Source organism: Mesorhizobium sp. (assembly GCF_004962245.1).
Taxonomy (GTDB): domain Bacteria; phylum Pseudomonadota; class Alphaproteobacteria; order Rhizobiales; family Rhizobiaceae; genus Mesorhizobium.
This window is the reverse complement of record NZ_SUHQ01000003.1, coordinates 182,449-205,821: the sequence shown is the minus strand read 5'-3', so window position 1 is coordinate 205,821 and position 23,373 is coordinate 182,449. Positions and strand designations below refer to the sequence as shown.

The window sequence follows — 23,373 nt, the reverse complement described above, 5'->3', positions numbered from 1 at the left end:
ATGCTGAAGTCCCAGACCCCTGCCCCGGAAACCGAGGCGCGCCCGCCATCGCATCTGTTCTATCTGTCCAGCCTGCGCCGGCCGCTGGTCGACCGCGCCGAAGGCATCTACATCTGGACACAGGACGGCCGTCGCTTCATCGACGGATCGAGCGGACCGATGGTCGCCAATATCGGTCATTCCAACCGCAACGTGCTCGATGCGATGAAGCGGCAGATGGACCGCGCCACCTTCGCCTACCGGCTGCATTTCGAGAACGAACCGGCCGAGGAACTGGCGCGGCAATTGGCCGCCAAACTCCCAGAAGGCTTGGACCGGATATTCTTCGTCTCGGGCGGTTCGGAAGCGACGGAATCCTGCGTCAAGCTGGCGCGGCAATGGGCTGTCGCCACCGGCCAGGCCAGTCGCTGGAAAGTGATCACGCGCTTTCCTTCCTATCATGGCGGCACGCTCGGGGCACTCGCCGTCACCGGCGACGACGCGCTGGCCGAGACTTTTGCGCCGATGATGCAGGTCATGCCTGCCGTGCCGGCGCCTGCCGCCTGGCGCGATCGCGACAACCTATCGATGGAACAGCGCGGCATCCGCTACGCCGACATGCTGGAGGAAAAAATCCTCGCCGAGGGACCGGAAAGCGCGCTCGCCTTCATCATGGAGCCGGTCGGCGGCGCTGCCACGGCGGCGCTGGTGGCGCCGGACAGCTACTACCCGCGCATCCGCGAAATCTGCGATCGCTACGGCATCCTGCTCATCCATGACGAAGTGATGAGCGGCGCGGGCCGTACCGGAAAATTCCTCGGCGGCGACCATTGGAACTGCAAGCCCGATATCGTCGCGCTGTCGAAGGGGCTGGGATCTGGCTATGCGCCGCTCGGCGCGCTGGCGGCCCCGATGCGGCTGGTGCAGCCGCTGCTTGCCTCCGGCGGCTTCCAGCATGGCCACACCTATGCCGGCAATCCGCTCGCCTGCGCCGCCGGGCTCGCCGTGCTCGGCGAAATGGACCGTCTCGACCTGATCGCCAATGCCGCTGACAAGGGCGACCTTTTGATGGGCGAGTTGAAGGGGCTGGCCAAGCGGTTTCCGTTTATCGCCGACGTGCGCGGCAAGGGCCTGCTCCTAGGTGCCGAAATGGTCGCCGACCCCGATACGTTGAGGCCGATCGCGCCGGCGAAGAAGGCCACCCAGCGCCTGCTCGACCTCGCTTATGAGCGCGGCCTGATCATCTATGGGCGCAAGGTCAAAGGTGGCGTCGACGGCGACAATTTCATGGTGGCGCCGCCGATGATCGTCACCGCCGAGCAGATCGGCGAGATCGTCGCCATCATCGGTGACTCGCTGCAGGTGCTGGCGGGCGAGCTCGACCTGCCGGTCGAAGGCTGAAAATGGCGCCACGAAAAGTCATCATCACCTGCGCCGTCACCGGGTCGGTGCACACGCCATCTATGTCGCCGCATCTGCCGGTGACGCCGGACCAGATCGCCGCGGAGGCGATCGCCGCGGCGGAAGCCGGCGCCTCGATCCTGCACCTTCACGCTCGCGATCCGAAGGACGGGCGGCCGACCGCCGATCCTGATGTGTTCATGCAGTTCCTGCCGCGCATCAAGCAGGCGACCGACGCGGTGATCAACATCACCACCGGCGGCTCGTCGCTGATGACGCTCGACCAGCGGTTGGCGGCTCCGCTCAGGGCCGAACCCGAAATGTGTTCGCTCAACATGGGCTCGATGAATTTCGCGCTGTTTCCGATGCTCGACCGGCCAAGGCAATGGCAGCACGAGTGGGAGTCCAAGCTGCTGGAAGCCACACGCGATACGATCTTCAAGAACACCTTTGCCGACATGGAGACCGTGCTCGAAAGACTTGGAAAGGGCTGCGGCACACGCTTCGAATTCGAATGCTATGATGTCGGCCACCTCTATTCGCTGGCGCATTTTCGCGATCGAGGGCTGGTGTCGGGACCTCTGTTCATCCAGTTCGTGTTCGGCATACTGGGCGGTATCGGCGCCGATCCCGAGAACCTGATCCACATGAAGCGCATCGCCGACAAATTGTTCGGCGACAGCTACCAGTTTTCGGTGCTGGCCGCCGGACGCCACCAGATGCCGATGATCTCGATTGCGGCGGCGATGGGCGGCAATGTCCGCGTCGGGCTGGAGGACAGCCTCTATGACGGCCGCCGGTTGGCGAATTCCAATGCCGACCAGGTGCGCCGTATCCGCGGCGTGCTCGATGGGCTGTCGCTGGACGTCGCCACGCCCGCCGAGGCGCGGGAGATGCTGGCGCTCAAGGGTGGGGATAGGGTAGCGTTCTGAGATGTTTGCTCTCCGTCCCACCCCTCTTTTGGCGCCCTGGCTGCCGTGACAGTCACCAACCCACCGTCAAGAGACATTCTCATCCGGCCCGGCACAGTCGAGGACGTCGAAACCATCCATGCCACGATCCTGCGGCTTGGCACTCATATCGGCGCGCCGGAAGAGATCGTTTCGACGGCCGACGATCTGCGCACCTACGGCTTTGGCGAAAAGCCTTCTTTCTCGACGCTGATAGCCGAAGTCGGCGGTGAGTTTGCCGGCCTGTGCCTGCATTTTCCGATCTTTTCGACCTGGATGGGGCGGCCCGGCGTCTATGTGCAGGACCTCTATGTCGAGGACCGGTTTCGCGGCCGCAGGATCGGCGAACACCTGCTGCGGCGTGTCGCGCGAGAATGCCGGAAAGATGGCGGCGTCTACCTCAGACTGTCCGTCGACACCGACAATGTAACTGCCAGGGCCTTTTACGAAAGGCTGGGCATTGCCTGGTCGAACTACGAGCAGGTGCAGAAAATAGTCGGCGAGGCCTTCTTCGCTTTCGCCGATGCGCCAGTGGACGAGGGGAAATAATGAAAGCCTTCTATGCCGAAGAACAGAAGCGTCACGATCCCAATGCATTCCTCTCCAGCGGTGCCCAGCAACCCAATCCGGAAAAGCCGGAACGCGTCGAACGGCTGCTCTCCGGTGCGAAGGCCGCCGGCTGCACCATCGAGCGGCCGAGGGATTATGGACTCGGACCGATTGCTGCGGTGCATACGCCCGAGTATCTTGATTTTCTCGAGCATATCTTCACGCGCTGGCAGCGCATCGAAGGCGCCTCGGCGGAAGTGATCCCCAATATCCATCCGATCGCGCGGAACGGCTCTTATCCGGCCTCGGCGGTCGGCCAGGCGGGATACCACATGGCTGACACCGCCTGCCCGATCTCCGGCGAGACTTGGGCTAGCGCGCTGTGGAGCGCGTGGAGCGCGGTCGAGGCCGCCGAGGCGGTGATGGCGGGCGCGCCGGCCGCCTACGCGCTGTGCCGTCCGCCTGGCCACCACGCCTTTGCCGACGTGGCCGGCGGCTTCTGTTTCATCAACAATTCGGCGGTCGCCGCGCAGACGCTGCGCAGGCAATCAGCGCGGGTGGCGATCCTCGACGTCGACCTGCATCACGGCAACGGCACGCAAGGCATTTTCTACGCGCGGCCGGACGTGCTCACCGTCTCGCTGCATGCCGATCCGGTACGCTTCTATCCGTTCTTCTGGGGTCATGCCGACGAACGCGGCGAAGGCGCCGGCCTCGGCTACAATCTCAACCTGCCGCTGGCGCGCAAACCGGGGATGCCGCGTTCCTCGAAGTGCTGGATGTGGCGTTCCAGCGCATCCGTGCCTTTGCGCCGGAAGCGCTTGTGGTGGCGCTCGGCCTTGACGCCTTCGAAGGCGATCCGTTCGGCGGGCTATCGGTGACGACACCGGGCTTCTCGCGCATCGGCGAGGCCATCGCCGGCCTCGGCCTGCCGGCGGTGATCGTCCAGGAAGGCGGCTATCTCTGCGACGAACTCGGTGACAACCTTACCGCTTTCCTCACCGGCTTCGGCGACGGCATGAAGCGGTAGCTTTCGTGGCTCGTCGCGTCAGGATCGTTCCTGCCGTAGCATGGCGGTGACGCGATGCACACTCTCCAGCGTCTCGTCGATCTCGGCAGCGGTATTGTAGTGGGCAATGCCGATGCGCACGACGCCTTGCTCGGCCGGAATGCCAAGCTGGTGGACGATCTCCCAGGCGTAGTTGTGGCCTGACCATAGGAAGATGTTTTCCGCATTCATCTGCCGCACGATCGTCTCCGGTACGATGCCGTCGACGGTGAACGAAACTGTCGGCACGCGCTCCCCGACACGCGCCGGATCGGTGATGCCGTGGATCGTCAGGCCTGAAATGTCCGACAGGCCGTCGATCAGCCTTTGCGCCAACGGATTTTCGTAAGCGATTGATCTTTCGAACGCCTTGGTGATCCTGGTGCGGCGCGAACCGCCGCCGCCTGCCGCCGCGCCCAACTCCGCAAAATAATCGATCGCGGCCGTCAGTCCGGCCATCAGTTCGATCTGCGGCGTGCCAAGCTCGAACCGTTCCGGCAGAGCGTCGGACGAACAGCGGCATTTGTACGGTTTCAGCCTGTCGATGACATCCAGCCTGCCCCACAATATGCCCATATGCGGGCCGAAGAATTTATAGGCCGAGCAGATCAGGAAATCGCAGCCGATATCCCTGACGTCGATCAGGCCGTGCGGCGCGAACTGCACGGCGTCGACATAGACCAGCGCGCCGGCCTGCCTGGCGGTGCGGGTCAGCGCTTTTACCCGATTGATCGAGCCGGTCAGATTGCTGGCATAGTTCAAGGCCACAAGCCGCGTCCTGTCGGTGAGCAGCGTAGCAAGCGCCGCCTCCTCGATCTGCCAGCTCTGCTGGTCGAACGGCAGCCAGCGCACGACGAGGCCCAGGTCTTCGGCCAATTGCAGCCATGGCGACACATTGCCTTCGTGGTCCATGCGGGTGAGGATGATCTCGTCACCGGGTTTCATCGTGCGGCCGAGCGTGCGCGACATGTGGTAGGTCAGCGTCGTCATGTTGGCGCCGATGACGATTTCCTGCGGGCTCACAGCACCGAGGAAATCGGCCATCGCCGCATGGGTCTCATCGACGATCTGTTGCGCCGCGATCGTGGTTTCGAAGAAGCCGCCGAGATTGGCGTTGGTGGTCAGCAGGCAGCGTGACACCGCGTCGGCGACCGCTTGCGGCACCTGCGTGCCGGCAGGGTTGTCGAGGTAGATGCGGCGGCGGCCCTTGTCGGTCAGCGACAGTGCCGGAAATTTCTCGCGCACAGCCTCGATCGGAAAATTCACTTCTGCCCCCTTCCCTTTGTAATCATTTTATAACTTCGCTTCCGGCCGTATTGCTCACGGACACGGGTTGCCGACACGCTGGTGGATTGCATCGACCGCCTTCTGCATATCCTCGGTCCAGACGACATTGGCGGAAGACAGCGCCATTTCGAGCTGCGCGATGGTCGTCGCCCCGATGATGCTCGAGGTGACGAAAGGCCGGCTCGCGACATAGGCGTTGGCGAACAATGCCGGCTCCATGCCGAAAGACCGCGCCAGCTCGTTGTATTCCAGCAGCACTTCCGCGGCATTCGGCGTCTCATAGCGCTGGCCGCGGTTGAAAAGCTGAGAACGCGAGCCCTGCGGCCGCGCGCCATGATCGTACTTGCCGCTCAGATAGCCTTGCGCCAGTGGGGAATAGGCGAGAAACGAAACCTGTTCGCGCTCGCAGACTTCGGCGAGGTTCACCTCGAAGCTGCGGTTAACGAGATTATAGGCGTTCTGCAGCGACACCAGACGCGGACCGAGGCCCTTGTCGGCTTCGGCGATGAAGCGCATGACGCCCCAGGAGCTCTCGTTCGAAAGACCGAAATAGCGGATCTTGCCTGCCTTCACCAGTTCGTCGAAGACGGCAAGCGTCTCGGTGACTGGCGTCTCGCCGGCCGGCGCGCCGATGGAATCGGCTCGTAGCGCTACGGCACCGACGCGGTTCGGGTTGGCGCCCCACGGCACGGCACGCTCCGGCCAGTGGATCTGATAGAGATCGATGTAATCGGAATTGAGCCTGGTCAGCGATTTTTCGACGGCATCGAAGATGTCGGCGCGCACCAGCTTCGAGGGGCGCCCGCCGCGGAACCATGCATTGGCGGTGCGGCCAACCACCTTCGAGGCGAGGATCACTTGATCGCGATTGCGCTTCGCCTTCATCCAGCTGCCGATGATCGTCTCGGTCCGGCCTTGCGTTTCCGCCTTGGGCGGGATCGGGTAAAGCTCGGCGGTGTCGATGAAATTGACGCCGCGTGAAAAGGCCATGTCCATCTGGGCATGGCCGTCCGCTTCGGTATTCTGTTGGCCCCATGTCATCGATCCCAGGCAAATCTGGGAAACAAGAAGATCGGTCCGACCGAGGCGGCGTTTGTGCATGGAACTTTCTCCGGTGGGAATTTTGTGCGGCTGCGCGGGGAGAAGCTTCAGCATACAGGAAGACGCCGGCCATCTCCAAGCCCCGCGCCAGTGGGCCAGCGACTTTCCGAGACGCAGAACCAGGGGGGCGCTCGATGCAGTCAAAAATCAATGTGGCATGGCTGCCATGCAAATGCTGCACTGCACAATTGTCATCATTTGCTTATATTGAGGCTCGGGGAGGACCAACCAGGGGCTTGAATCATGGGTTTCCTCACTGAAATGTTCGCCCGTCCGCGTCCGCAGGAACATCTGCGCTATCGCGCGGCTCTGGCGCTGCTTCATTCGATGAGCAATGCCGACCGTGCGGACATCGGCATCAAACCAGCCGACTTCCCGCGCGTCGCCCGCGAAATGTCCTCACGCTAGTCAGGTCGTGAGATATCCCGGCTCGACCGGGATATCTCCTACCCAATTCTTCAACGCGATCCCATAAAGATCGCCTTGCTCAGCGGCACGCCGTTGTGGCGCAGGATGTCGTAGGCGGTGGTCACGTGGAAATAGAAATTGGGCATGGCGAGATGCAGCAGATACTGCATGCCGGCCATCGAGAATTCGCGCTGGCCAAGCTTCAGCGCGATCATTCTGTCATCGGAGCCGTCCATATCGGTAGCCGAGAATGTCGCCAGATGGTCGACGGTCTTGGCGATGCGCGCCTGGAGATCGGCGAAGCTCGCCTCGTTGTCTTCGTATTTGGGCACCTCACGGCCGGCCAGCCGCGATGGCGCTCCTTTGGCGTGGTCGGTGGCGATCTGCACCTGCCTGGTCAACGCGTACATGTCCGGCGCCAGCCTCGACGTCAAAAACACCTGCGGATCGATCTTGCGGTCGAGCGCATTCTGCTCGGCGATGTCCAGCACATTGGAAAGCGCCTTCAGCCTGGCCGAAAACACCGGCACGGACGCTTCGTACATCGATATGGTCACGTGAATCTCCTATCCGGCGGGAGCGCCGACCGCGGGACGTAGCGCCTTCCCAGGCGATTCTTCAAGCGTCACCGCGTCGCCGCAATCGGTATGATAGAGTTCCTCGTCAGGTGGAGATTCCCGATGAGAAGCGCCTTCTTTGCAGCGACCGCTTTTTTCTCCCTTGCCGTGACAGGCCAATCAGTGCTCGCTGCCGAAGCGCCCTACATCGATGACCGGTCGGACGCCGAAGCGGTCATTCGCTCGCTCTACAGCGCTATCAACCGGCAAGAATTCGCGCGCGCCTGGGACTATTTCGGCGACACCAAGCCGGCGAAGGATTTCGATGCCTTCGTCAAGGGTTATGACGGGACGGACAAGGTCGAAGTCAAAACCGGCGGCGTGTCCGAAGACGGCGCGGCCGGCAGCATCTACTACAATGTTCCCGTCGCCATCCGGGCGACGGCGAAGGACGGAGCCGAACATGTCTTTGCCGGTTGCTACACGCTAAGCCAGATCAATGCCTCGATCCAGGAACCGCCGTTCCGCTCGATCTTCATCGACAAGGGCGCGCTGAGGCCGGCTAAGGCCGATTTCGAGGACGCCGTGCCGGAAAGCTGTGGTGACGGCCCGCCGCCGCCGAAGAAGGATGCGGCGCTGGAGCAGGCCAAGAAGGCGTTTGCGGCCACCTATGGCGAACAATGCGACAAGGAAATGCCTGGCGGCGATCCCATGGGAGAGCCGGACGCCTACTCGCTCCGCTATAAGGATGCGAGCGCCGAGGCCGATGAGCCCGAACGCGAGACGCGGCTGTTCCGCTTCTTTTGTTCGATGGCCGCCTACAATGAGAGTGCCGTCTATTACATCGCCGACGATGTATCGGGCGTCCGGCAGCTACAGTTCGCCTCGCCGGAACTCGACATTCATTATGAGAACAACAACAGCGAAGGCAAGGTCGAGGCGATCAACGTCATCGGCTTCGAGACCGACGACCAGTTGATCAATTCCGAATATGACGACGCCACCAAGACGATCTCGTCCCTCAACAAGTGGCGCGGCGTCGGCGATGCCTCGTCGGCCGGGACCTATCTGTTTCGCAACGGCAATTTCTCGCTGGTACAGTACGACGTCGACGCCTCCTATGACGGCGAGATCAATCCGGAGACGGTGGTGGACTACAACACCGCGCCTTAAGGGGCCTTCGACAGCATCCAGTTGAGCGTGCCGCGCCAGTCCGTCATGCGGATCGGCGTGCCGTGCGTGCCGGTCTCGAAACGGACGAAGCGGGCCGGGTAGGCTTTCGATCTGGCCAGGATCGAACGGAAGAAAGCTTCCTGTTTCTCGACTGGAAAAACCGGGTCCTTGCTGCCCTGGCCGAAAAAGACCGGAATACGCCGCTTGAAAGCCGGGCTCGAGAAGAAACTCTCATCCCACAGCGAGCCGAGCAGCAGCAACCCGTCGATGCGGCCGCCCATATCCTTGCGGGCGGAGAGCTTCCAGCACAGCGCGCCGCCCATCGAGCCGCAGGCAACGAATATCTTCGCGCCCGGCGACCGTTCGGCATAGTGGCCGATCAGTGCGGCGATCTGGGCCGCGCCGGTATCGCCGAAGTCGGAAAAGTCCGGCGACAGATAGAGCCCGCCATTGCCGGCCATCAGGTTCTTGATACGGTTGAAATTGCCGCCGAAAGTGAAATCGTCGACGCCTTGCTTTCGGCTGCCGCCCTGACCATGCAAATAGAGCACGATGATGCCGGCGCCTTGCGTGCGGCCGACGGCGACGTGGCGGATATTGCCAGCGTCGCTCTTCAGCAGCAAATCCTGCTGCGCCTTGCGCACACCAGTGTCGACATACCGCGCATGCGCGCGGCGCTCAGGCACTTTGTCGCGAGCGTTGATATCGCGCAGCTCGCGATAGTCGATGACCGTATAGGCGCCGTTGTCCTGGGATGAGAGCGTGGCCGGATAGGCAAACAGATCATCCTTGAACGGCTTCAGCGTGAGAACGTCGGCGTAAGCGGCACAAGAAAACAGGAAAAATATTGAAATCAGAAGGGCACGGGAGCCCCTCTGGTGTAAATGCGTAAAGCGGGGTGAAAGGAAGCGGAAAGCCATGCCAAAGGCATCGTTTTTCAGCTTCGGTTTGTCAATCCTGCAGCAGGCCGCCGGCGCCTTCCAGCGCCTCGCGCGTGTCGACATCGATGGACGCACCCTTGCCGATCTCGACATCGACGACATCGAGCCCCTCGGCCTCGACCAGATGGCGCGCGCCGGTATCACCTTCGAGATGAGCGATCGCTGCAAACAGCGAACGCGGCAGCAGCACCGGGTTGCCACGCTTTCCCTCATGTGAGGCGCGCACGACCGATCGGCCCTCGGATTTGCGGAATGCATCGATCAGCCTGTCGAGGTCGTTCGACGAGACGCCAGGCATGTCGCCAAGCACGATCATGGCACCGGCAGCGTCGCCGGCAACCCTCGCGATGCCGGCCTTCAGCGACGAAGACAGGCCGTCGGCGAAATCCGGATTGTCGGCGAAGGTCACATCCAAGCCCGACAACGCCGCGCGTACCCGCTCACGCTGGTGGCCGGTGACGACGATTGTATCAGAGGCTTTCGCGCCGAGCGCGCGTTCGGCGGTGCGGCGGACCAGCGGCTTGCCGTCGAACAGCGCCAAAAGCTTGTTCGGCCCACCCATGCGGCTGGAGCGGCCGGCGGCCAGCAGCACGACATCGACCTTCAACTCGGCCCTGGCAGGCAGCGGCTCGCGCGGCTGCGGCCGCGTCGGGATTTCCATCAACAGCCCGCCGACACCCATGCCGGCGATGTCCTTGGCGGTCACGTCGAGACCGGCGATCAACCGGTCGAGCACCCAGTCGAAGCCGTTCTCCTTGGGACTGCGGGCGCAGCCCGGCGCGCCGATGACGCGCTTGCCGCCAAGCGTGCCGAGCACCAGCAGATTGCCGGGATCGACCGGCATGCCGGCACGGATGACGGTGCCGCCAGCCTTCTCGATCGCCGCCGGGACGACGTCGCCAAAATCGCTCATCGCCGAGGCGCCGAAGATCACCACCATATCGTTGTCGCGCGCCAGCGCGGCCGCAGCGTCAGCTACAGGCGCAATTTCGTGCGGCGTGCGGCGCTCTGCCGTCAGCCGGCCGCCCGAGCGCGCCAGGCGCGCTTCGGTGACGCGCAGCGTCTTGTCAAGCATGCTCGGCTTGATGCCTGGCAGGACCGTCTGGATGACGCCGACACGCACCGGCTGATAGGCATTGACGGCAAAGATCTCGCCGCCGGCGCAAATCCTTGTCACCGCATCGACCAGAGCGGAGCCGACCGCGAAGGGAATGATCTTCACAGTCGCGACCATCTGGCCTTTTTCGACCGGCGCGTGCTGCGCCAGCGTGGCGATGGTGATGGTCGGATCGACAGCGTTGATGGCGTCGATCATCGCCGCATCGACGGTGAATATGCCGGCGGCCTGGGCGTGAAGGTTGACCCGGCCGGTCGCGGCGGGCTTGGCCTCGATGTTGCGATGGATCATGCTTTCGGCGATCTTTTCAGCGGCAGCGTCCTCGCCGAGATCATCGGCAGCCAGAACCGCCGCGACGACCTCCGACACGCCGGCCGCCTTGAGCAACGACACATCGTCGGCACTCAGCCTGTGCGCCTTGCGCAGGCGCCGTTCTCCGGCGGTTGTGGCGTGCGCCAGCACTGCGCCTTCGGCCGCGTCGATGGGGATCGAGCCGAATTTCACGCTGCAGCGTCCGTAGAGCGCCGCGCGTCCTTTTGGACGCGCAAAGGACGCTCTACTACTTCAGGTCTACGCATCGTGCTTCTCCAAAATCGATTCCGATTTTCGGGCCGATGCGGTAGCTTCCAGCCCACGCGAGCGAAATGCCTGGATCGCCTGTGCCAGCACAGCGACCGCTATCTCGGCCGGGCTGGCCGCGCCGATGTCGAGGCCGATCGGCGCGTGGATGCGGGCGATCTGGTCGGCGGTCGCGCCCAATGCCAGCAGGCGCTCGACGCGCTTCGCATGGGTCTTGCGGCTGCCGAGCGCCCCAACATAGAAGCAGTTGGCGTCGAGCGCCGCTTTCAGTGCGAAGTCGTCGATCTTCGGATCATGGGTAACGGCGGCCAGCGCCGTGTAGCTGTCGAGCGGCTGGCGCGAAAGCACATCCTCCGGCCATTCGGCATGCAGCGCGACATCGGGAAAGCGATCTGACGTTGCGAAGGCCGTACGCGGATCGACGATCTCCACGGGATAGCCGGCGATCTTGGCCATCGGCGCCAATGCCTGGCTGATGTGGACGGCGCCGATCACCAAAAGGCGCGGCTGCGGCAGGTAGGCGTTGAGAAAGAAGGTTCGCCCCTCCGCCTCGACCGATCCGGAATTGCCGGTGCGAAACGCCTTCGCGATCGCAGCGCCCAATTCGCCGGCGACCTGATCGCCTTCACGCACGATGCGGTCGCGGCCATCGCCAAGATCGGTGACCAGGATCGCCGCGCGGCGGGCGCGGCGTTCGGTGTTCAGCGTCTTCAGCGCATAAGGATCCATCTGAGATTAACCCAACCGCTCGACATAGACCTTGATACGGCCGCCGCAGGACAGGCCGACCCGCCAGGCGGTTTCATCGGCGACACCGAATTCCAGCATCTTCGCTTTGCCGCTTTCGATCACATCGACCGCCTCGGCCACCACCGCGCCCTCGACACAGCCTCCAGAGACGGAACCTTGGAAATTGCCTTCCGCGTCGATGACAAGATGGCTGCCGACCGGACGCGGCGCCGAGCCCCAGGTCTCGACCACTGTAGCGATCGCGACGTTCTTGCCATCCTGCATCCAGCCTTCCGCGACGATCAGCGGATCGCGGGCCTCATCCAGATAAATGCTGTTTTCCATCACGGTTTCTCCTGGAGAAAACATATGGCTATGCGGCGTCTCTCGCGCCACCCTCGATCCACCGGCGTGGATCGACCGACCGCGTCGACTTCTTGTCCAGCGAGGCGCACAGATCGGCAAGCGCATCGAGATTGTGCACCGAACGGAATTCGTCGACATGCGGTAGCATTGCCTTGACGCCTCGGGCGCGGGCCTCGAAGCCATCGAAGCGCAGCAGCGGGTTCAGCCAGATCAGCCGCCGGCAGGATTTGTGCAGGCGCTCCATTTCCTCCGACAGTCCGGCGACGTCGTCGCGCTCCAGCCCATCGGTGATCAGGAGAACCACGGCGCCCTGTCCCAACACGCGCCGCGACCATAGCCGGTTGAATTCGGCTAGCGTGTCGCCAATGCGGGTGCCGCCCGACCAGTCCTTCACCGCTGCCGAACAGTCGGCGAGTGCCGCATCGGGATCGCGATGGCGCATCTGCCGCGTCAGATTGGTGAGCCTGGTGCCGAAGACGAAGGCATGCACGCGCCGGCGCTTTTCCGTCAGCGCATGCAGGAAATGCAGGAAGATGCGCGTGTACTGGCTCATCGAGCCGGAAATGTCGGCAAGCACGACCAGCGGCGGATGAACCTCGCGCGGCGACCGGAATTTCGGCAGGATGAGCTCGCCGCCAGTGCGCGCGGCGGATCGCATCATGGCGCGCGGATCGATGCGGCGGCCATGCGCGTCGGATTTGAAGCGCCGCGTCCTGACCATGTCGAAGGGCAGTCGCAACTCGGCGATCGCTTTCTTGGCGTCGGCCATCTCGGCGGCATTCATCTGGGCAAAGTCCTTGCCCCTCAGCACCTCGTTACCGGAAAAGGTGAAGCGCGCGTCGACCTCGATCTCGGGGACTTCCCGTACCGGCTGGTTTCTCTCATGGCCCTCGAACATCGCCTGGCTGACGCGGTTTTCGGCAGCGCGGGGTTTTTGCTTCTCTTTGTTATCGGGCGCCACCGGCGAAAACATCGCCAGCATCTTTTCGATCAGCTCGTGCGATTTCCAGAACAGCCGAAAAGTCTCGTCGAAGGTGGGATGGTCCTCGTGCCGCGACACCAGCACGGCATGCAGCGTCCAGTAGAAATCGTCGCGGGAACCGATGCCGGCAGCCAGCACCGCCTCGATCGCATCCTTGACCGTAGCTGGCCCGACCCGCATGCCGGCCTTGCGCAAGGTGCGGGCGAAATAGACGATGTTGTCGGCGATCCGCCCGTCCGGCGTCGCCTCTTTCGGTTCGGGACGCGGCGCTGTCATCGCCCTACTCCGCCGCCGAAAGCTCGGCCTTCACCTCGTTGAGGATGCGCCGGCCTTCGCCCTGTTCGATGCGGGCAATATCGTCCTGGTATTTCAACAGCACGCCGATCGTGTCTGAAACGGTTTCCGGATCGAGCGCCACCTTGTCGAGTTCGGTCAGCGCGCCGGCCCAGTCGATGGTCTCGGCGACGCCCGGGACCTTGAACAGCTCGATCTGGCGCAGCTTCTGGATGAACGAAACCACCTCGGCCGACAGCCGGCTGTTGGCCTGCGGCACCTTTCTGCGCACGATTTCCAGTTCGCGCTCGGCATTCGGATAGTCGACCCAGTGATAGAGACAGCGCCGCTTCAGCGCGTCGTGGATCTCGCGTGTACGGTTGGTGGTGATGATGACGATCGGCGGCTCCTCCGCCTTGATCGTGCCGAGTTCGGGCACCGTCACCTGGAAGTCCGACAGGATTTCGAGCAGGAATGCCTCGAAGGCCTCGTCGGTGCGATCGAGCTCATCGATCAGGAAGACCGGGGCGGCGCCCGCCTTGCCGGTCAGCGCGTCGAGCACCGGGCGGCGGATCAGATATTTTTCGGAGAATACGTTGCGCTCCATATCGGAGCGATCGACCTTGCCGGCCGCCTCCTCCATGCGGATCTCGATCATCTGCGCGGCGTAGTTCCACTCGTAGACGGCGGACGAGACATCGAGACCTTCATAGCATTGCAGGCGGATCAGCCGGCGGCCGAGCGCTTGCGCCAGCACCTTGGCGATCTCGGTCTTGCCAACGCCGGCCTCGCCCTCGAGGAACAGCGGCCGCTTCATGCGCAGCGATAAAAACAGCACGGTCGCCAGCGACCGGTCCGCCACATAGTCCGCGCCGGTCAGGAGATCGAGCGTCTCGTCGATCGTCCGCGGCGCAGGGCGCGGTTTCAACTCGATCATTCTCTCTCCGTGAGTGCAACCATACCTATCACAGAACGTGGTAGCCGCGGTCGTGATAGATCAGCGGCCGCAAATTATCGCCGATGCGCAGGCCTGTCACCTTGCCAAAAAGCACACGATGGGTAGCCAGATCCTTGGTGTCGACCAGTTCGCAGTCGAATACGGCGAGCGCGTCTTTCAACGTCGGCGCACCGGTCGAGATCACATCCCACTCGCCCAACGCGAAACGTTCCTCGACCGGCAGGCCGGTGAGGCCGGAAAAGCCGACCGACAGCGCCTCCTGATGCGAAGCCAGCGTGTTCAAGGCGAACTTGCCGTTTTTCACGAACGGCTCGTTCTTGGGATTTTCGCGATTGAGACAAACCAGGACGGTCGGCGGCGTGTCCGAGACCGAACAGGCCGCAATAACAGTCGCACCACGCCTGCCGGCGGGACCATCGGTGGTGACCACATGGACGTGGCCGGCAAAATGGCTCATCGCGTCGCGATAGGCCTGCGGCCCTATGTCGTTCTTCTTCAGCACCGGCGATTTCCATGGTTTGAAGCGAGATGAACCCACGCGTTATATATGGCGGCATATTGCATGCACAAGCGAAGTGGTTGACATGCATCCTGAATTTCGCGTGTTGCGTGGAAGCTAACCAGCCTTTAGGTCTTGGCGGGAAATAGTGCCGGCAAACACGCGACCGGCGCGGAGGATTTCTTCGCTCGCATGCTACCCAGGACAACGACAATAGCGGTGCTGGCCTGGCTGTCTCTCGCCGGCAATGCGGGCGCTGAAACGCTGCTGATCGGCGTCGCAGCACCATTGTCCGGTCCGTCGGCTCTCCTCGGCAAGCAGATCGAGGCGGGCGCCGGCCTGGCGGCAGAGGCGAACGGCGCCGAGATCAAGACTGTCGACGACGCCTGCACGGCCGATGGCGGCGCTGCCGCAGCGAGGGAATTCGCCGCGGCGAAAGTCGGCGTGGTCGTCGGCTTCCTCTGCACCGAGGCGATCGAGGCGGCGCTTCCGATCCTGAAGGACGCCAACATACCGGTCATCACCGTCGGCGTGCGCACCGAAAGCCTGACCGACCGCCGCGCCAAGACCGGCTGGCCGGTCTTTCGTCTCGGGCCGCGCGGCGATGACGAACGGAACGCCGTTGCCTCCATCCTCGCCCGCCAATGGCAGAACGACCTGTTCGCCATCGTCGACGACGGCACGATCTACGGCCGCGAGATCGCAGAGACGCTTCGGGCAGCGGCCGAACAGGCGGCGCTGAAACCAGTGTTCGTCGACACGTTCCGGCCGCAGCTCGACAACCAGATCGGGCTGATCGGGCGGCTGAAGAGAGCCGGCGCCACGCATGTCTTCGCCGGCGGCGATGGCGACGACATCGCCATCATGGGCCGCGACGCGGCCCAGCTCGATGCCGGCATCACCTTTGCCGGTGGCGAAGCGCTGCGCGCTCCACCCGGCGACGTGCCCTATGCGACGGGAACGCTGATGATTGCGCCGCCCGAATGGGCCGATGTTGCCGGACCCAAAGTGCTCGAAAGCTTTGCCGCACAAAAGATCGAGCCGGACGGCTACACGCTGCCGGCCTACGCGGCGGTCGAGATCGCCAAGGCGGCCGCGGACCTGGCGGAAACCTCCGGCAAGCCACTGGCCGATGCGCTCACCGCGCATGACTTCAGCACCGCTATCGGGTCGATCCGCTTTGACGGCAAGGGAGACTTGACCGAAAACCTCTATCGGGTCTTCCGTTTCAACGGCGCGCAATTCGTACCGGCGGAGACCAGATGATGTTTCGTACAGGGCCGCGCAATCTCATAACCGATGTCGCCGGCCTGCGTGTTGGCAACGCTTCCGATGTGGGGCTGAAGTCGGGCGTGACGACCGTATTATGCGACGAACCGGCGGTGGCTGGTGTCCAGGTCCTGGGCGGCGCGCCGGGCACCCGCGAAACCGACCTGCTCGAGCCGCACAATTCGATCGAGGCGATCCATGCCGTGGTGCTTTCCGGCGGCTCGGCCTACGGCCTCGACGCCGCCTCCGGCGTGCAGGCGGCACTGCGCGAAAGGGGCATCGGCGTCGAAGTCGGCGGCTTTCGGGTGCCGATCGTGCCGGCGGCGATCCTGTTCGACCTTCGCAATGGCGGCGACAAGGACTGGGGCCGTTATCCGCCATACCGTGAGCTTGGTTATGAGGCGGCACAGGCAGTCGGCATCGACTTTCCGCTGGGCACGGTCGGCGCGGGCACGGGTGCGCTGAGTTCCGGCCTGAAGGGCGGTCTCGGCTCGGCCTCGACGGTGCTCGACAGCGGCGTCACCATCGGGGCACTTGCCGCCGTCAATCCGACCGGCTCGGTGACGATTGCCCGTAGCAGGCACTTCTGGGCGGCGCCCTTCGAGATCGGCGACGAGTTCGGCGGGCTTGGCTATCCCTTTCCGATGCCGGAGGACGCGAGAAGGATCCTGCTGAAGTTCCGCGACAAGCAGGTGGGCGGCAACACGACCATCGCCGTCATCGCCACGGATGCCGTTCTCACCAAGGCCGCCGCAAAACGCCTTGCCGTATCGGCACATGACGGTTTCGTGCGCGCCATTTGGCCGACGCATACGCCGGCCGACGGCGATCTGGTTTTCGCGCTGGCGACGGGCAAGAGCGGCATCGAGCTCGCGCCCAACGACGCCATCGACCTCTACGCAGCGGCCGGCGCCACCATGGCGCGCGCCATCAGCCGTGGCGTCTTTGCCGCGACGCCAGCCGACGGCGACCTGTTTCCGGTCTGGTCGTCCCGCTGAATGCGCGACGCCGTACCCAAATGGGCCGTGATCAGGTCGGGTCGGATTTTTCTTCCTCGAAGGTGACCGCGACATCCGAGTTTGCGGACAGCCGCACTTTCTGACCCTCGACCTCGGCAACGAGACTGAGAGGAATGAAGTGGTGATGCCCTCTGTGAGCGCCCTCGCCGCTGTCACGCTTGGTCAACTTGATTCGTTGTCCTTCAACTTTATCGACGGTGCCGACATGGACGCCATCGGCGCCGATCACTTCCATATGTTCGCGAATCCTGGCTGCATCGGTCATGGGTGGGGTCTCCATTTGAAGCTGCCGACAATAACAAATGACGGCATGATTGGATGCATCGGCATTGCGTTTCATACCGCACGACGTTTTGACCGCATCGTGATAGGGGATTGAAACGAGCTCTGCCGCCGGATTGGAAAAAAGCATGCGAATCCTTGTCCTGTTTGTCGCTTTCCTCCTTGCCCAGTTTGCAACCTCGATCGCCGCCCATGCCGGTGATGTCGCCGAGCTTGAAATCCTCGGCTTCACCGGAGATGGCGGCGTCTTTGCCTTCGAGGAATATGGCGTCCAGGACGGATCGGGATTTCCCTACGCCAATCGCTATTATATCGACACGACCAACGACAGTTTTCTCAAGGGCACGCCGATCAAGGTTCGGCTTGACGACGAGAGCGCGACGCTCGACGCGGCGCGCCTTGCGGCCCGGCAAAAAGGCGAAGCGATCGTCAAACAGGCGGAACTGGCCGCGAACCGCGGCATCACCGCCGGCTTCAACCCGGTGACCGAACTGTCGGCCGATCCGTTCCGCATGGCGGTTAACCCGCGGCCGATCTTTTCGCCGGTCGACGATCCGCTCGAGTTCCGGCTCGACGAGATCGGCCTGAACAACACCGAAAGCTGCCAGAGCCTGGGCGAGATCAACGGCTTTCGCCTGCTGCGCATCGAGGCGAAAGACGGCGGCAAGACTGAGCTTCTGCATGAAGACAAGTCGATCCCCAAAAGCAGAGGCTGCCCGAACGGCTATCGGATCGGAGCGGTGCAGACATTCTCCTTGCAGGGCCTCAGCGCCTATGCCGTGCTGATCGCGGTGCGCCAATACGGCTTCGAAGGGCCGGACTATCGCTGGATCGCGGTGACCGGCCGGCTGTGACGCCGCTCCCCGTCATACGCGGCCGGGTCCTGGGTCGTATCCGCAAAGCCTTGCCGTCGCCAGGCGCTGCGGTTTGCGGCGCCCTGTTATGGGCTGCGGCGATGGGCGCCAGCGCGCTTGTCAATCTGCTGTTGGACGATTGGGAGACGCCGGCAAGGATCCGCTTCGTCTCGTTGCTCTATGCGGCCGGCGGTGCGCTCGCCTTTCCGGTTGGCCTGTTCCTGGCGCGGTTCGTCTCGGTCGGACGGCATTGGGAGGTCGCCTTGGCGGCCGCGTTCGTCTGCCTTCTCGCCGCTACGATAGGCTTCACCGGCGGGCTCTTTGCGCTGCACTACCGTTCCTACTATGTCCAATGGCATGCACCTCCACTGACCATCGCCTGGTCCATCCAGTTCGTGCACACCGTGGCGACAGCGTTCTATCAATTCGTCGTTCTGGGCATCCGGCTTTATTTTCCGCTTGGTTTCATCGCGCTCGCTCTCGCCAGCATCTGGTTTGCGTGGCGGCAGCGTTGAGCATTTTGTCTGCCTCTGTTAGGACGCGGGCGAACGCCCTCGCACGTCAGGACTGACCGATGATCCCTCGCTACTCCCGGCCGGAAATGGTGGCCATCTGGTCGCCCGAAACCCGGTTCCGCATCTGGTTCGAGATCGAGGCCTACGCTTGCGACGCACTGGCCGAGCTCGGCGTGATCCCGAAGGAGGCCGCCAAGACCATCTGGGAAAAGGGCGGGGCCGCGAAGTTCGACGTGGATGCCATCGACGAGATCGAGCGCGTGACCAAGCACGACGTCATCGCCTTCCTCACCCATCTCAGTGAATTCGTCGGACCGGATGCCCGCTTCATCCATCAGGGCATGACATCCTCGGACGTTCTCGACACCTGCTTTGCCGTGCAGCTCACCCGCGCCAGCGACATCCTTCTGGCCGACATCGACGGCCTGCTTGCGGCGCTCAAGCGTCGTGCCTTCGAACACAAGGACACTGTCACGATCGGGCGCAGCCACGGCATCCATGCCGAGCCGACGACCTTCGGCGTCAAGCTGGCGCAGGCCTATGCCGAATTCTCGCGCTGCCGCGAGCGGCTGGTGCATGCGCGAGAGGATATTGCGACCTGCGCGATCTCCGGTGCTGTCGGCACCTTCGCCAACATCGATCCCTATGTCGAAGAGCATGTGGCGAAGAAACTCGGATTGAAGCCGGAGCCGGTGTCGACGCAGGTGATCCCGCGCGACCGTCATGCGATGTTCTTCGCGACACTCGGTGTCATAGCCTCGTCGATCGAACGGCTGGCGATCGAGATCCGCCATTTGCAGCGCACCGAGGTGCTGGAGGCGGAAGAGTATTTTTCGCCCGGACAAAAGGGCTCGTCGGCGATGCCGCACAAGCGCAACCCGGTACTGACCGAAAACCTCACCGGGCTTGCGCGCATGGTGCGGTCCTTTGCGCTGCCGGCGATGGAGAATGTGGCGCTTTGGCACGAGCGCGATATTTCGCATTCGTCGGTCGAGCGCATGATCGGGCCGGATGCCACGGTGACGCTCGATTTCGCGCTGTCGCGGCTGACCAGCGTGGTCGACAGATTGCTCGTTTACCCCGACAACATGCTGAAGAACATGAACAAGTTCCGCGGCCTCGTGCATTCGCAGCGCGTGCTTCTGGCGCTGACCCAAGCGGGCGTCAGCCGTGAGGACGCCTACAGGCTGGTGCAACGAAACGCCATGAAAGTATGGGAGCAAGGTGCTGATTTCCTTGAGGAACTGCTCACCGACAAGGAGGTCACAGCAGCCTTGCCCGAAGCCGAGATCCGTGAGAAGTTCGACCTTGGCTATCATACCAAGCATGTCGACACGATCTTCAAGCGCGTGTTCGGAGAAGCGTGATGATTTCGGCAGCCGGAGATTTCGATTTTCTCGCCCTGCCGGGGCGTGGCAATTCCGGGCCAGACCACTGGATGTCGCACTGGTGCCGGGCGTTCCCCAATTCGAGCCGCGTGCTGCAGGCCGAATGGGACAGGCCGAACCCCGAGGACTGGATTGGCCGGGTGGACGCTGCGATTGCCAGGGCACCTCGGCGCGTGGTGCTGCTTGCGCATTCGCTGGCGGTGGCGACGGCGGTGAAGTGGGCCGCCAGTGCCAGCGAAGGCCAACTCAACAAGGTTGCAGGGGCATTGCTGGTTGCGGCGACCAATGTCGAGGACCCTGATCCGTCCTTCGATCTGGTTCGTCCCTTCGCGCCGATGCCGCTGAAACGCTTACCCTTTCCGACGCTGGTGGTGGCCAGCCGAACGGATCCGCGCGTCACCTTCGACCAGGCGACTGCCTTCGCAGCGGCCTGGGGCGCGGACCTCGCCGACGCCGGCGACCTCGGCCATATGGGGAACGAGACCCGCCTCGGCCTTTGGCCGGCGGGCCTGCTCATGCTCGGCCGCCTGCTGGAAAAGGCCCGCCTCTAACAGGCTTCCGAAACGCTCAAGCCTTGCCGGGAACAGTCCTGATCACTGTTCCCCATGGGTCTTCGCGGGTCGTTGTCGCGGTCACATTGTCCGATCGCATTTCGACCCACGCGAGGCCGGATCGGGAAGGATCGCGGCGACCGGCGCCGGAGCTCTGCCAGGCGTTGGCGCCGATGTGGTGGTGGTAGCCGCCTGACGACAGGAACACCGCCGCGCTGCCATATTTCGCCACCGTGTCGAAGCCGAATTCCTGATGCCACCAGGCTTCGGCGTCTTCCGGCCTGCCGACGCGCAGATGGACGTGGCCGATGATGCTGTTGTCCGGCGTGCCCTGCCAACCGGCATCGCCGGCTGGCACTTCGGCAACGACGGACGAAATGTTCAGTCGTTCGGTCGCCATCGCCACCTTGTCGCCATTCCACTTCCAGTCCTCGTGACGGCGGTCGGCATAGATCTCGATGCCGTTGCCTTCAGGGTCGGTCAGGTAAAGCGCCTCGCTGACCAGATGGTCGGACGCGCCCTCGATGCCAATCTTGTTGGCGACGGCGTGGTTGATCCAGCGGCCGAGATCGGCCCGGCTGGGCAGCAGGAAGGCAGTGTGGAAGAGGCCGGCGCTGCGCGGATCGTCGGGTTTCGCCGAGGTATCCGCCTCGATGTCGAGCAAGGGGCGGTTACCGGCGCCTAACGTGATCGCGCCGCCGGCGCGGCTCAATTCCCGCAGACCGACGACATTGCGATAGTAGGCGGCCAGGTTTTCGGCGTCGCGTGCGCGCAAGCCGACTCGGGCAACGCTGACCGGGGTCGTGGCGGCAAAAGGCAGTTCGCTCATCAAAGTCTCCGTTCGGGCGGCCTTCGACGAGATCCCCAAAGCCAGGAGCGCGGCGCCACCTACCATTGTACGTCGTGTCAGTTCCAAGTCCTGGTTCTCATACACGGCTGTTTCTTTCCGATGACAGATCGTCGATCGCGATCGTTCACACAAGATGGCAAGAAGCGAACATGGTGTTCACTATTTTGGGCGAATCGCACGGATCAGACCCAATCGCGCCTGGCGCTGGCCAAGACCGCTTCACATCTTTTGGGATCATGCGCGGTTGCACCACATAACATCGCCCGCTACATGCGCGTCATGAAAGTCAGGGATGCAGACATTCTCATCGTGCCGGGCTACACCAATTCCGGCCCCGACCATTGGCAGAGCCGCTGGCAATCGAAATTGTCGACGGCGCGCCGCGTCGAGCAGGCGGAATGGTCGAAGCCGGTGCGCGAGGACTGGACGGCGAGCGTGGCGAAGGCGGTCAACGAGGCCGAGCGGCCGGTCGTCATCGTCGCGCATTCGCTCGGCGTCGCGACGGCAATCCAGGCAATGCCGCAGTTCCAGCGCCCGGTCGCCGGAGCCTTCTTCGTGGCGCCTCCCGACGTTGCCAATCCCAAGATTAAGCCCAGGCACCTGATGACCTTCGGCCCCTACCCGCGCGAGCCGCTGGCATTTCCTTCCGTGGTGATCGCCAGCCGCAACGACCCGTTCTGCACGTTCGACGTTGCCGAGGACATTGCCGGAGCCTGGGGCTCGCTGTTCATCGACGCCGGCGAGGCCGGCCATCTCAATGCTGATTCCGGCTTCGGCCCGTGGCCCGAAGGATCGATGACCTTCGCCAAGTTCCTGACGGATCTTTAGGACCCGATCGAGTCCCTCACGCTTTTCAACAGGGTCTTTGCCCCCAGACCGATCAGCGCGTGTTCGGAGCCCATGGCCAGCAGCCGATAACCCATAGACACCACACGGCCGGCGATGGCTGGCTCGACGACGTAGATGGCGGCATGCTTGCCGGCCTTGCGTGTCCGCTCGGCGATCGAGGCGACAGTTTCCATCATGCTTTCCAGCGTCGAGTTGACGGTGGTGCCGTTCGACCAGGCAATCGAGAAATCCGATGGGCCGACAAATATCCCGTCGATGCCCGGCGTGTCGAGGATGCCGTCGAGCGCATCGAGGGCGGCGCGCGTCTCGACCATGGCGAAGGCCATGGTGCGCTCGTTGCTGTCGCGCAGCCAGTCGGCATGGTCGCCCTTGCCATGGCGCGGAAAGGCATAGGTCGGACCCCAGGAACGCTCGCCGAGCGGCGGGTACTTCATGGCGGCGGCAAACAGTCGCGCGTCCGCCACCGAATTCACCATCGGCGCGATCACTGCCTCGGCGCCGAAGTCGAGCGCGCGGCTGGCCATGTCGAAGCGGCCGACCGGAATGCGCACCAGCGCCGGTTTGTTGGCGGCCAGCACAGGTCCAAGGCCGCGCAGCACACTGTCCTCGTGGTGTCCGCCATGCTGCATGTCGAGCGTGACGGCGTCGAAACCCTGTCTGGCGAGGATTTCCACAGTCAAGGCATCCGGCACGCCGGACCATGCGGTGCATAGCGTTTCATCCGCTGCCAGGCGTGACTTCAGGGACATGGGCGCCTTTCCTCATTGGCTCTCGCACCGGCCCGGAAATCGGAATCGATTCTCCGGAAGGGCACGATGCGAAACTCAAGGTGTTGGAGCGTATGCGCGTTCGAATGGACGCACGACGCTCAAATACAGTTTCAGCCGGAAACGGCCGCA

25 protein-coding genes and 1 pseudogene are annotated in these 23,373 nt (G+C 63.4%); 13 read left to right on the top strand and 13 right to left on the bottom strand.

The window, feature by feature from the left end; genetic code table 11:
- The 4 genes and pseudogenes from E5X88_RS04655 to E5X88_RS04640 all read left to right on the top strand — a co-directional run bounded on the left by E5X88_RS04655 (position 1) and on the right by E5X88_RS04640 (position 3,909).
- Positions 1-1,380: an aspartate aminotransferase family protein gene (locus E5X88_RS04655; RefSeq protein WP_292158698.1), complete on the top strand. Its 1,380-nt coding sequence runs from the start codon at positions 1-3 to the stop codon at positions 1,378-1,380.
- A gap of 2 nt (positions 1,381-1,382) precedes the next feature.
- Positions 1,383-2,312 carry a 3-keto-5-aminohexanoate cleavage protein gene (locus tag E5X88_RS04650; protein WP_292158696.1) on the top strand — a complete coding sequence of 310 codons (930 nt, stop codon included), beginning with the start codon at positions 1,383-1,385 and terminating at the stop codon, positions 2,310-2,312.
- A gap of 45 nt (positions 2,313-2,357) precedes the next feature.
- On the top strand, positions 2,358-2,879 hold the full coding sequence (locus E5X88_RS04645) for a GNAT family N-acetyltransferase (protein WP_292158694.1): 522 nt from the start codon (positions 2,358-2,360) through the stop codon (positions 2,877-2,879).
- Positions 2,879-3,909: pseudogene (locus tag E5X88_RS04640) on the top strand (histone deacetylase family protein). The gene E5X88_RS04645 and the pseudogene E5X88_RS04640 overlap by 1 nt, the downstream one beginning before the upstream one ends.
- An 18-nt stretch (positions 3,910-3,927) precedes the next feature.
- Here E5X88_RS04640 and E5X88_RS04635 read toward each other — a convergent pair.
- Together E5X88_RS04635 and E5X88_RS04630 are read right to left on the bottom strand one after the other, a co-directional pair.
- Complete coding sequence (locus tag E5X88_RS04635) at positions 3,928-5,193, bottom strand: cysteine desulfurase-like protein (protein ID WP_292158692.1); 1,266 nt, start codon at positions 5,191-5,193, stop codon at positions 3,928-3,930.
- Between the two features lie 54 nt (positions 5,194-5,247).
- The gene (locus E5X88_RS04630; RefSeq protein WP_292158690.1) at positions 5,248-6,315 is read right to left on the bottom strand and encodes an aldo/keto reductase; all 1,068 of its coding nucleotides are present in this window, start codon (positions 6,313-6,315) and stop codon (positions 5,248-5,250) included.
- 243 nt (positions 6,316-6,558) lie between these two features.
- Between E5X88_RS04630 and E5X88_RS04625 the strand changes: the two genes are divergently transcribed.
- Positions 6,559-6,723 carry a hypothetical protein gene (locus tag E5X88_RS04625; RefSeq protein WP_023798224.1) on the top strand — a complete coding sequence of 55 codons (165 nt, stop codon included), beginning with the start codon at positions 6,559-6,561 and terminating at the stop codon, positions 6,721-6,723.
- A 50-nt stretch (positions 6,724-6,773) separates the two neighbouring features.
- Here the strand turns inward: E5X88_RS04625 and E5X88_RS04620 are convergent, their stop codons facing one another.
- A complete protein-coding gene (locus E5X88_RS04620) occupies positions 6,774-7,280 on the bottom strand; it encodes a DUF1993 family protein (RefSeq protein WP_292158688.1) in 507 nt (168 codons plus the stop codon).
- Positions 7,281-7,403: 123 nt separating this feature from the next.
- On the opposite strand from E5X88_RS04620, the gene E5X88_RS04615 reads away from it, so the two are divergent.
- The gene (locus tag E5X88_RS04615; RefSeq protein ID WP_292158686.1) at positions 7,404-8,453 is read left to right on the top strand and encodes a DUF1176 domain-containing protein; all 1,050 of its coding nucleotides are present in this window, start codon (positions 7,404-7,406) and stop codon (positions 8,451-8,453) included.
- On the opposite strand, the gene E5X88_RS04610 is transcribed toward E5X88_RS04615, so the two are convergent.
- From E5X88_RS04610 to E5X88_RS04580, 7 genes are all read right to left on the bottom strand, one after another.
- Positions 8,450-9,301 carry an alpha/beta hydrolase gene (locus tag E5X88_RS04610; RefSeq protein WP_292158967.1) on the bottom strand — a complete coding sequence of 284 codons (852 nt, stop codon included), beginning with the start codon at positions 9,299-9,301 and terminating at the stop codon, positions 8,450-8,452. The genes E5X88_RS04615 and E5X88_RS04610 overlap by 4 nt on opposite strands.
- A gap of 103 nt (positions 9,302-9,404) precedes the next feature.
- Complete coding sequence (locus E5X88_RS04605; protein WP_292158684.1) at positions 9,405-11,015, bottom strand: molybdopterin-binding/glycosyltransferase family 2 protein; 1,611 nt, start codon at positions 11,013-11,015, stop codon at positions 9,405-9,407.
- Positions 11,016-11,081: 66 nt separating this feature from the next.
- Positions 11,082-11,819, bottom strand: coding sequence for an XdhC family protein (locus E5X88_RS04600; protein ID WP_292158682.1), 738 nt, complete (start codon positions 11,817-11,819; stop codon positions 11,082-11,084).
- Between the two features lie 6 nt (positions 11,820-11,825).
- The gene (locus E5X88_RS04595) at positions 11,826-12,164 is read right to left on the bottom strand and encodes an XdhC family protein (RefSeq protein WP_292158681.1); all 339 of its coding nucleotides are present in this window, start codon (positions 12,162-12,164) and stop codon (positions 11,826-11,828) included.
- 28 nt (positions 12,165-12,192) lie between these two features.
- Positions 12,193-13,443, bottom strand: coding sequence for a VWA domain-containing protein (locus E5X88_RS04590; protein ID WP_292158679.1), 1,251 nt, complete (start codon positions 13,441-13,443; stop codon positions 12,193-12,195).
- 4 nt (positions 13,444-13,447) lie between these two features.
- A complete protein-coding gene (locus E5X88_RS04585) occupies positions 13,448-14,377 on the bottom strand; it encodes a MoxR family ATPase (RefSeq protein ID WP_292158677.1) in 930 nt (309 codons plus the stop codon).
- Between the two features lie 28 nt (positions 14,378-14,405).
- Positions 14,406-14,900 (bottom strand): flavin reductase, encoded by a 495-nt coding sequence (locus E5X88_RS04580; protein WP_292158675.1) that lies wholly within the window; start codon positions 14,898-14,900, stop codon positions 14,406-14,408.
- 189 nt (positions 14,901-15,089) lie between these two features.
- Here E5X88_RS04580 and E5X88_RS04575 point away from each other — a divergent pair, with 189 nt between their 5' ends.
- Both E5X88_RS04575 and E5X88_RS04570 read left to right on the top strand, forming a co-directional pair.
- Positions 15,090-16,163 (top strand): branched-chain amino acid ABC transporter substrate-binding protein, encoded by a 1,074-nt coding sequence (locus tag E5X88_RS04575; RefSeq protein WP_292158673.1) that lies wholly within the window; start codon positions 15,090-15,092, stop codon positions 16,161-16,163.
- On the top strand, positions 16,163-17,164 hold the full coding sequence (locus E5X88_RS04570) for a P1 family peptidase (RefSeq protein ID WP_292158965.1): 1,002 nt from the start codon (positions 16,163-16,165) through the stop codon (positions 17,162-17,164). The genes E5X88_RS04575 and E5X88_RS04570 overlap by 1 nt, the downstream gene beginning before the upstream one ends.
- A 31-nt stretch (positions 17,165-17,195) precedes the next feature.
- Here the strand turns inward: E5X88_RS04570 and E5X88_RS04565 are convergent, their stop codons facing one another.
- Entirely contained in the window at positions 17,196-17,450 is a 255-nt protein-coding gene (locus tag E5X88_RS04565; protein WP_029353687.1) for a DUF2171 domain-containing protein, read from the bottom strand.
- A 145-nt stretch (positions 17,451-17,595) separates the two neighbouring features.
- On the opposite strand from E5X88_RS04565, the gene E5X88_RS04560 reads away from it, so the two are divergent.
- From E5X88_RS04560 to E5X88_RS04545, 4 genes are read left to right on the top strand one after another with little or no spacing between them, the layout of a single operon-like run.
- Entirely contained in the window at positions 17,596-18,321 is a 726-nt protein-coding gene (locus tag E5X88_RS04560; RefSeq protein ID WP_292158670.1) for a DUF2259 domain-containing protein, read from the top strand.
- Positions 18,318-18,836, top strand: coding sequence for a hypothetical protein (locus E5X88_RS04555; protein WP_292158668.1), 519 nt, complete (start codon positions 18,318-18,320; stop codon positions 18,834-18,836). Before E5X88_RS04560 ends, E5X88_RS04555 begins: the two co-directional genes overlap by 4 nt.
- A gap of 59 nt (positions 18,837-18,895) precedes the next feature.
- A complete protein-coding gene (gene purB / locus E5X88_RS04550; protein ID WP_292158666.1) occupies positions 18,896-20,203 on the top strand; it encodes an adenylosuccinate lyase in 1,308 nt (435 codons plus the stop codon).
- Complete coding sequence (locus E5X88_RS04545; protein WP_292158664.1) at positions 20,203-20,775, top strand: alpha/beta hydrolase; 573 nt, start codon at positions 20,203-20,205, stop codon at positions 20,773-20,775. The genes purB and E5X88_RS04545 overlap by 1 nt, the downstream gene beginning before the upstream one ends.
- A gap of 16 nt (positions 20,776-20,791) precedes the next feature.
- Here E5X88_RS04545 and E5X88_RS04540 read toward each other — a convergent pair whose 3' ends face one another.
- A complete protein-coding gene (locus E5X88_RS04540; RefSeq protein WP_292158662.1) occupies positions 20,792-21,604 on the bottom strand; it encodes a VOC family protein in 813 nt (270 codons plus the stop codon).
- A gap of 300 nt (positions 21,605-21,904) precedes the next feature.
- Between E5X88_RS04540 and E5X88_RS04535 the strand changes: the two genes are divergently transcribed.
- On the top strand, positions 21,905-22,453 hold the full coding sequence (locus E5X88_RS04535; RefSeq protein ID WP_292158658.1) for an alpha/beta hydrolase: 549 nt from the start codon (positions 21,905-21,907) through the stop codon (positions 22,451-22,453).
- Here E5X88_RS04535 and E5X88_RS04530 read toward each other — a convergent pair.
- Positions 22,450-23,223: an HpcH/HpaI aldolase/citrate lyase family protein gene (locus E5X88_RS04530; protein WP_292158656.1), complete on the bottom strand. Its 774-nt coding sequence runs from the start codon at positions 23,221-23,223 to the stop codon at positions 22,450-22,452. The two genes, E5X88_RS04535 and E5X88_RS04530, sit on opposite strands and share 4 nt — an antisense overlap.
- Positions 23,224-23,373: the final 150 nt, after the last annotated feature.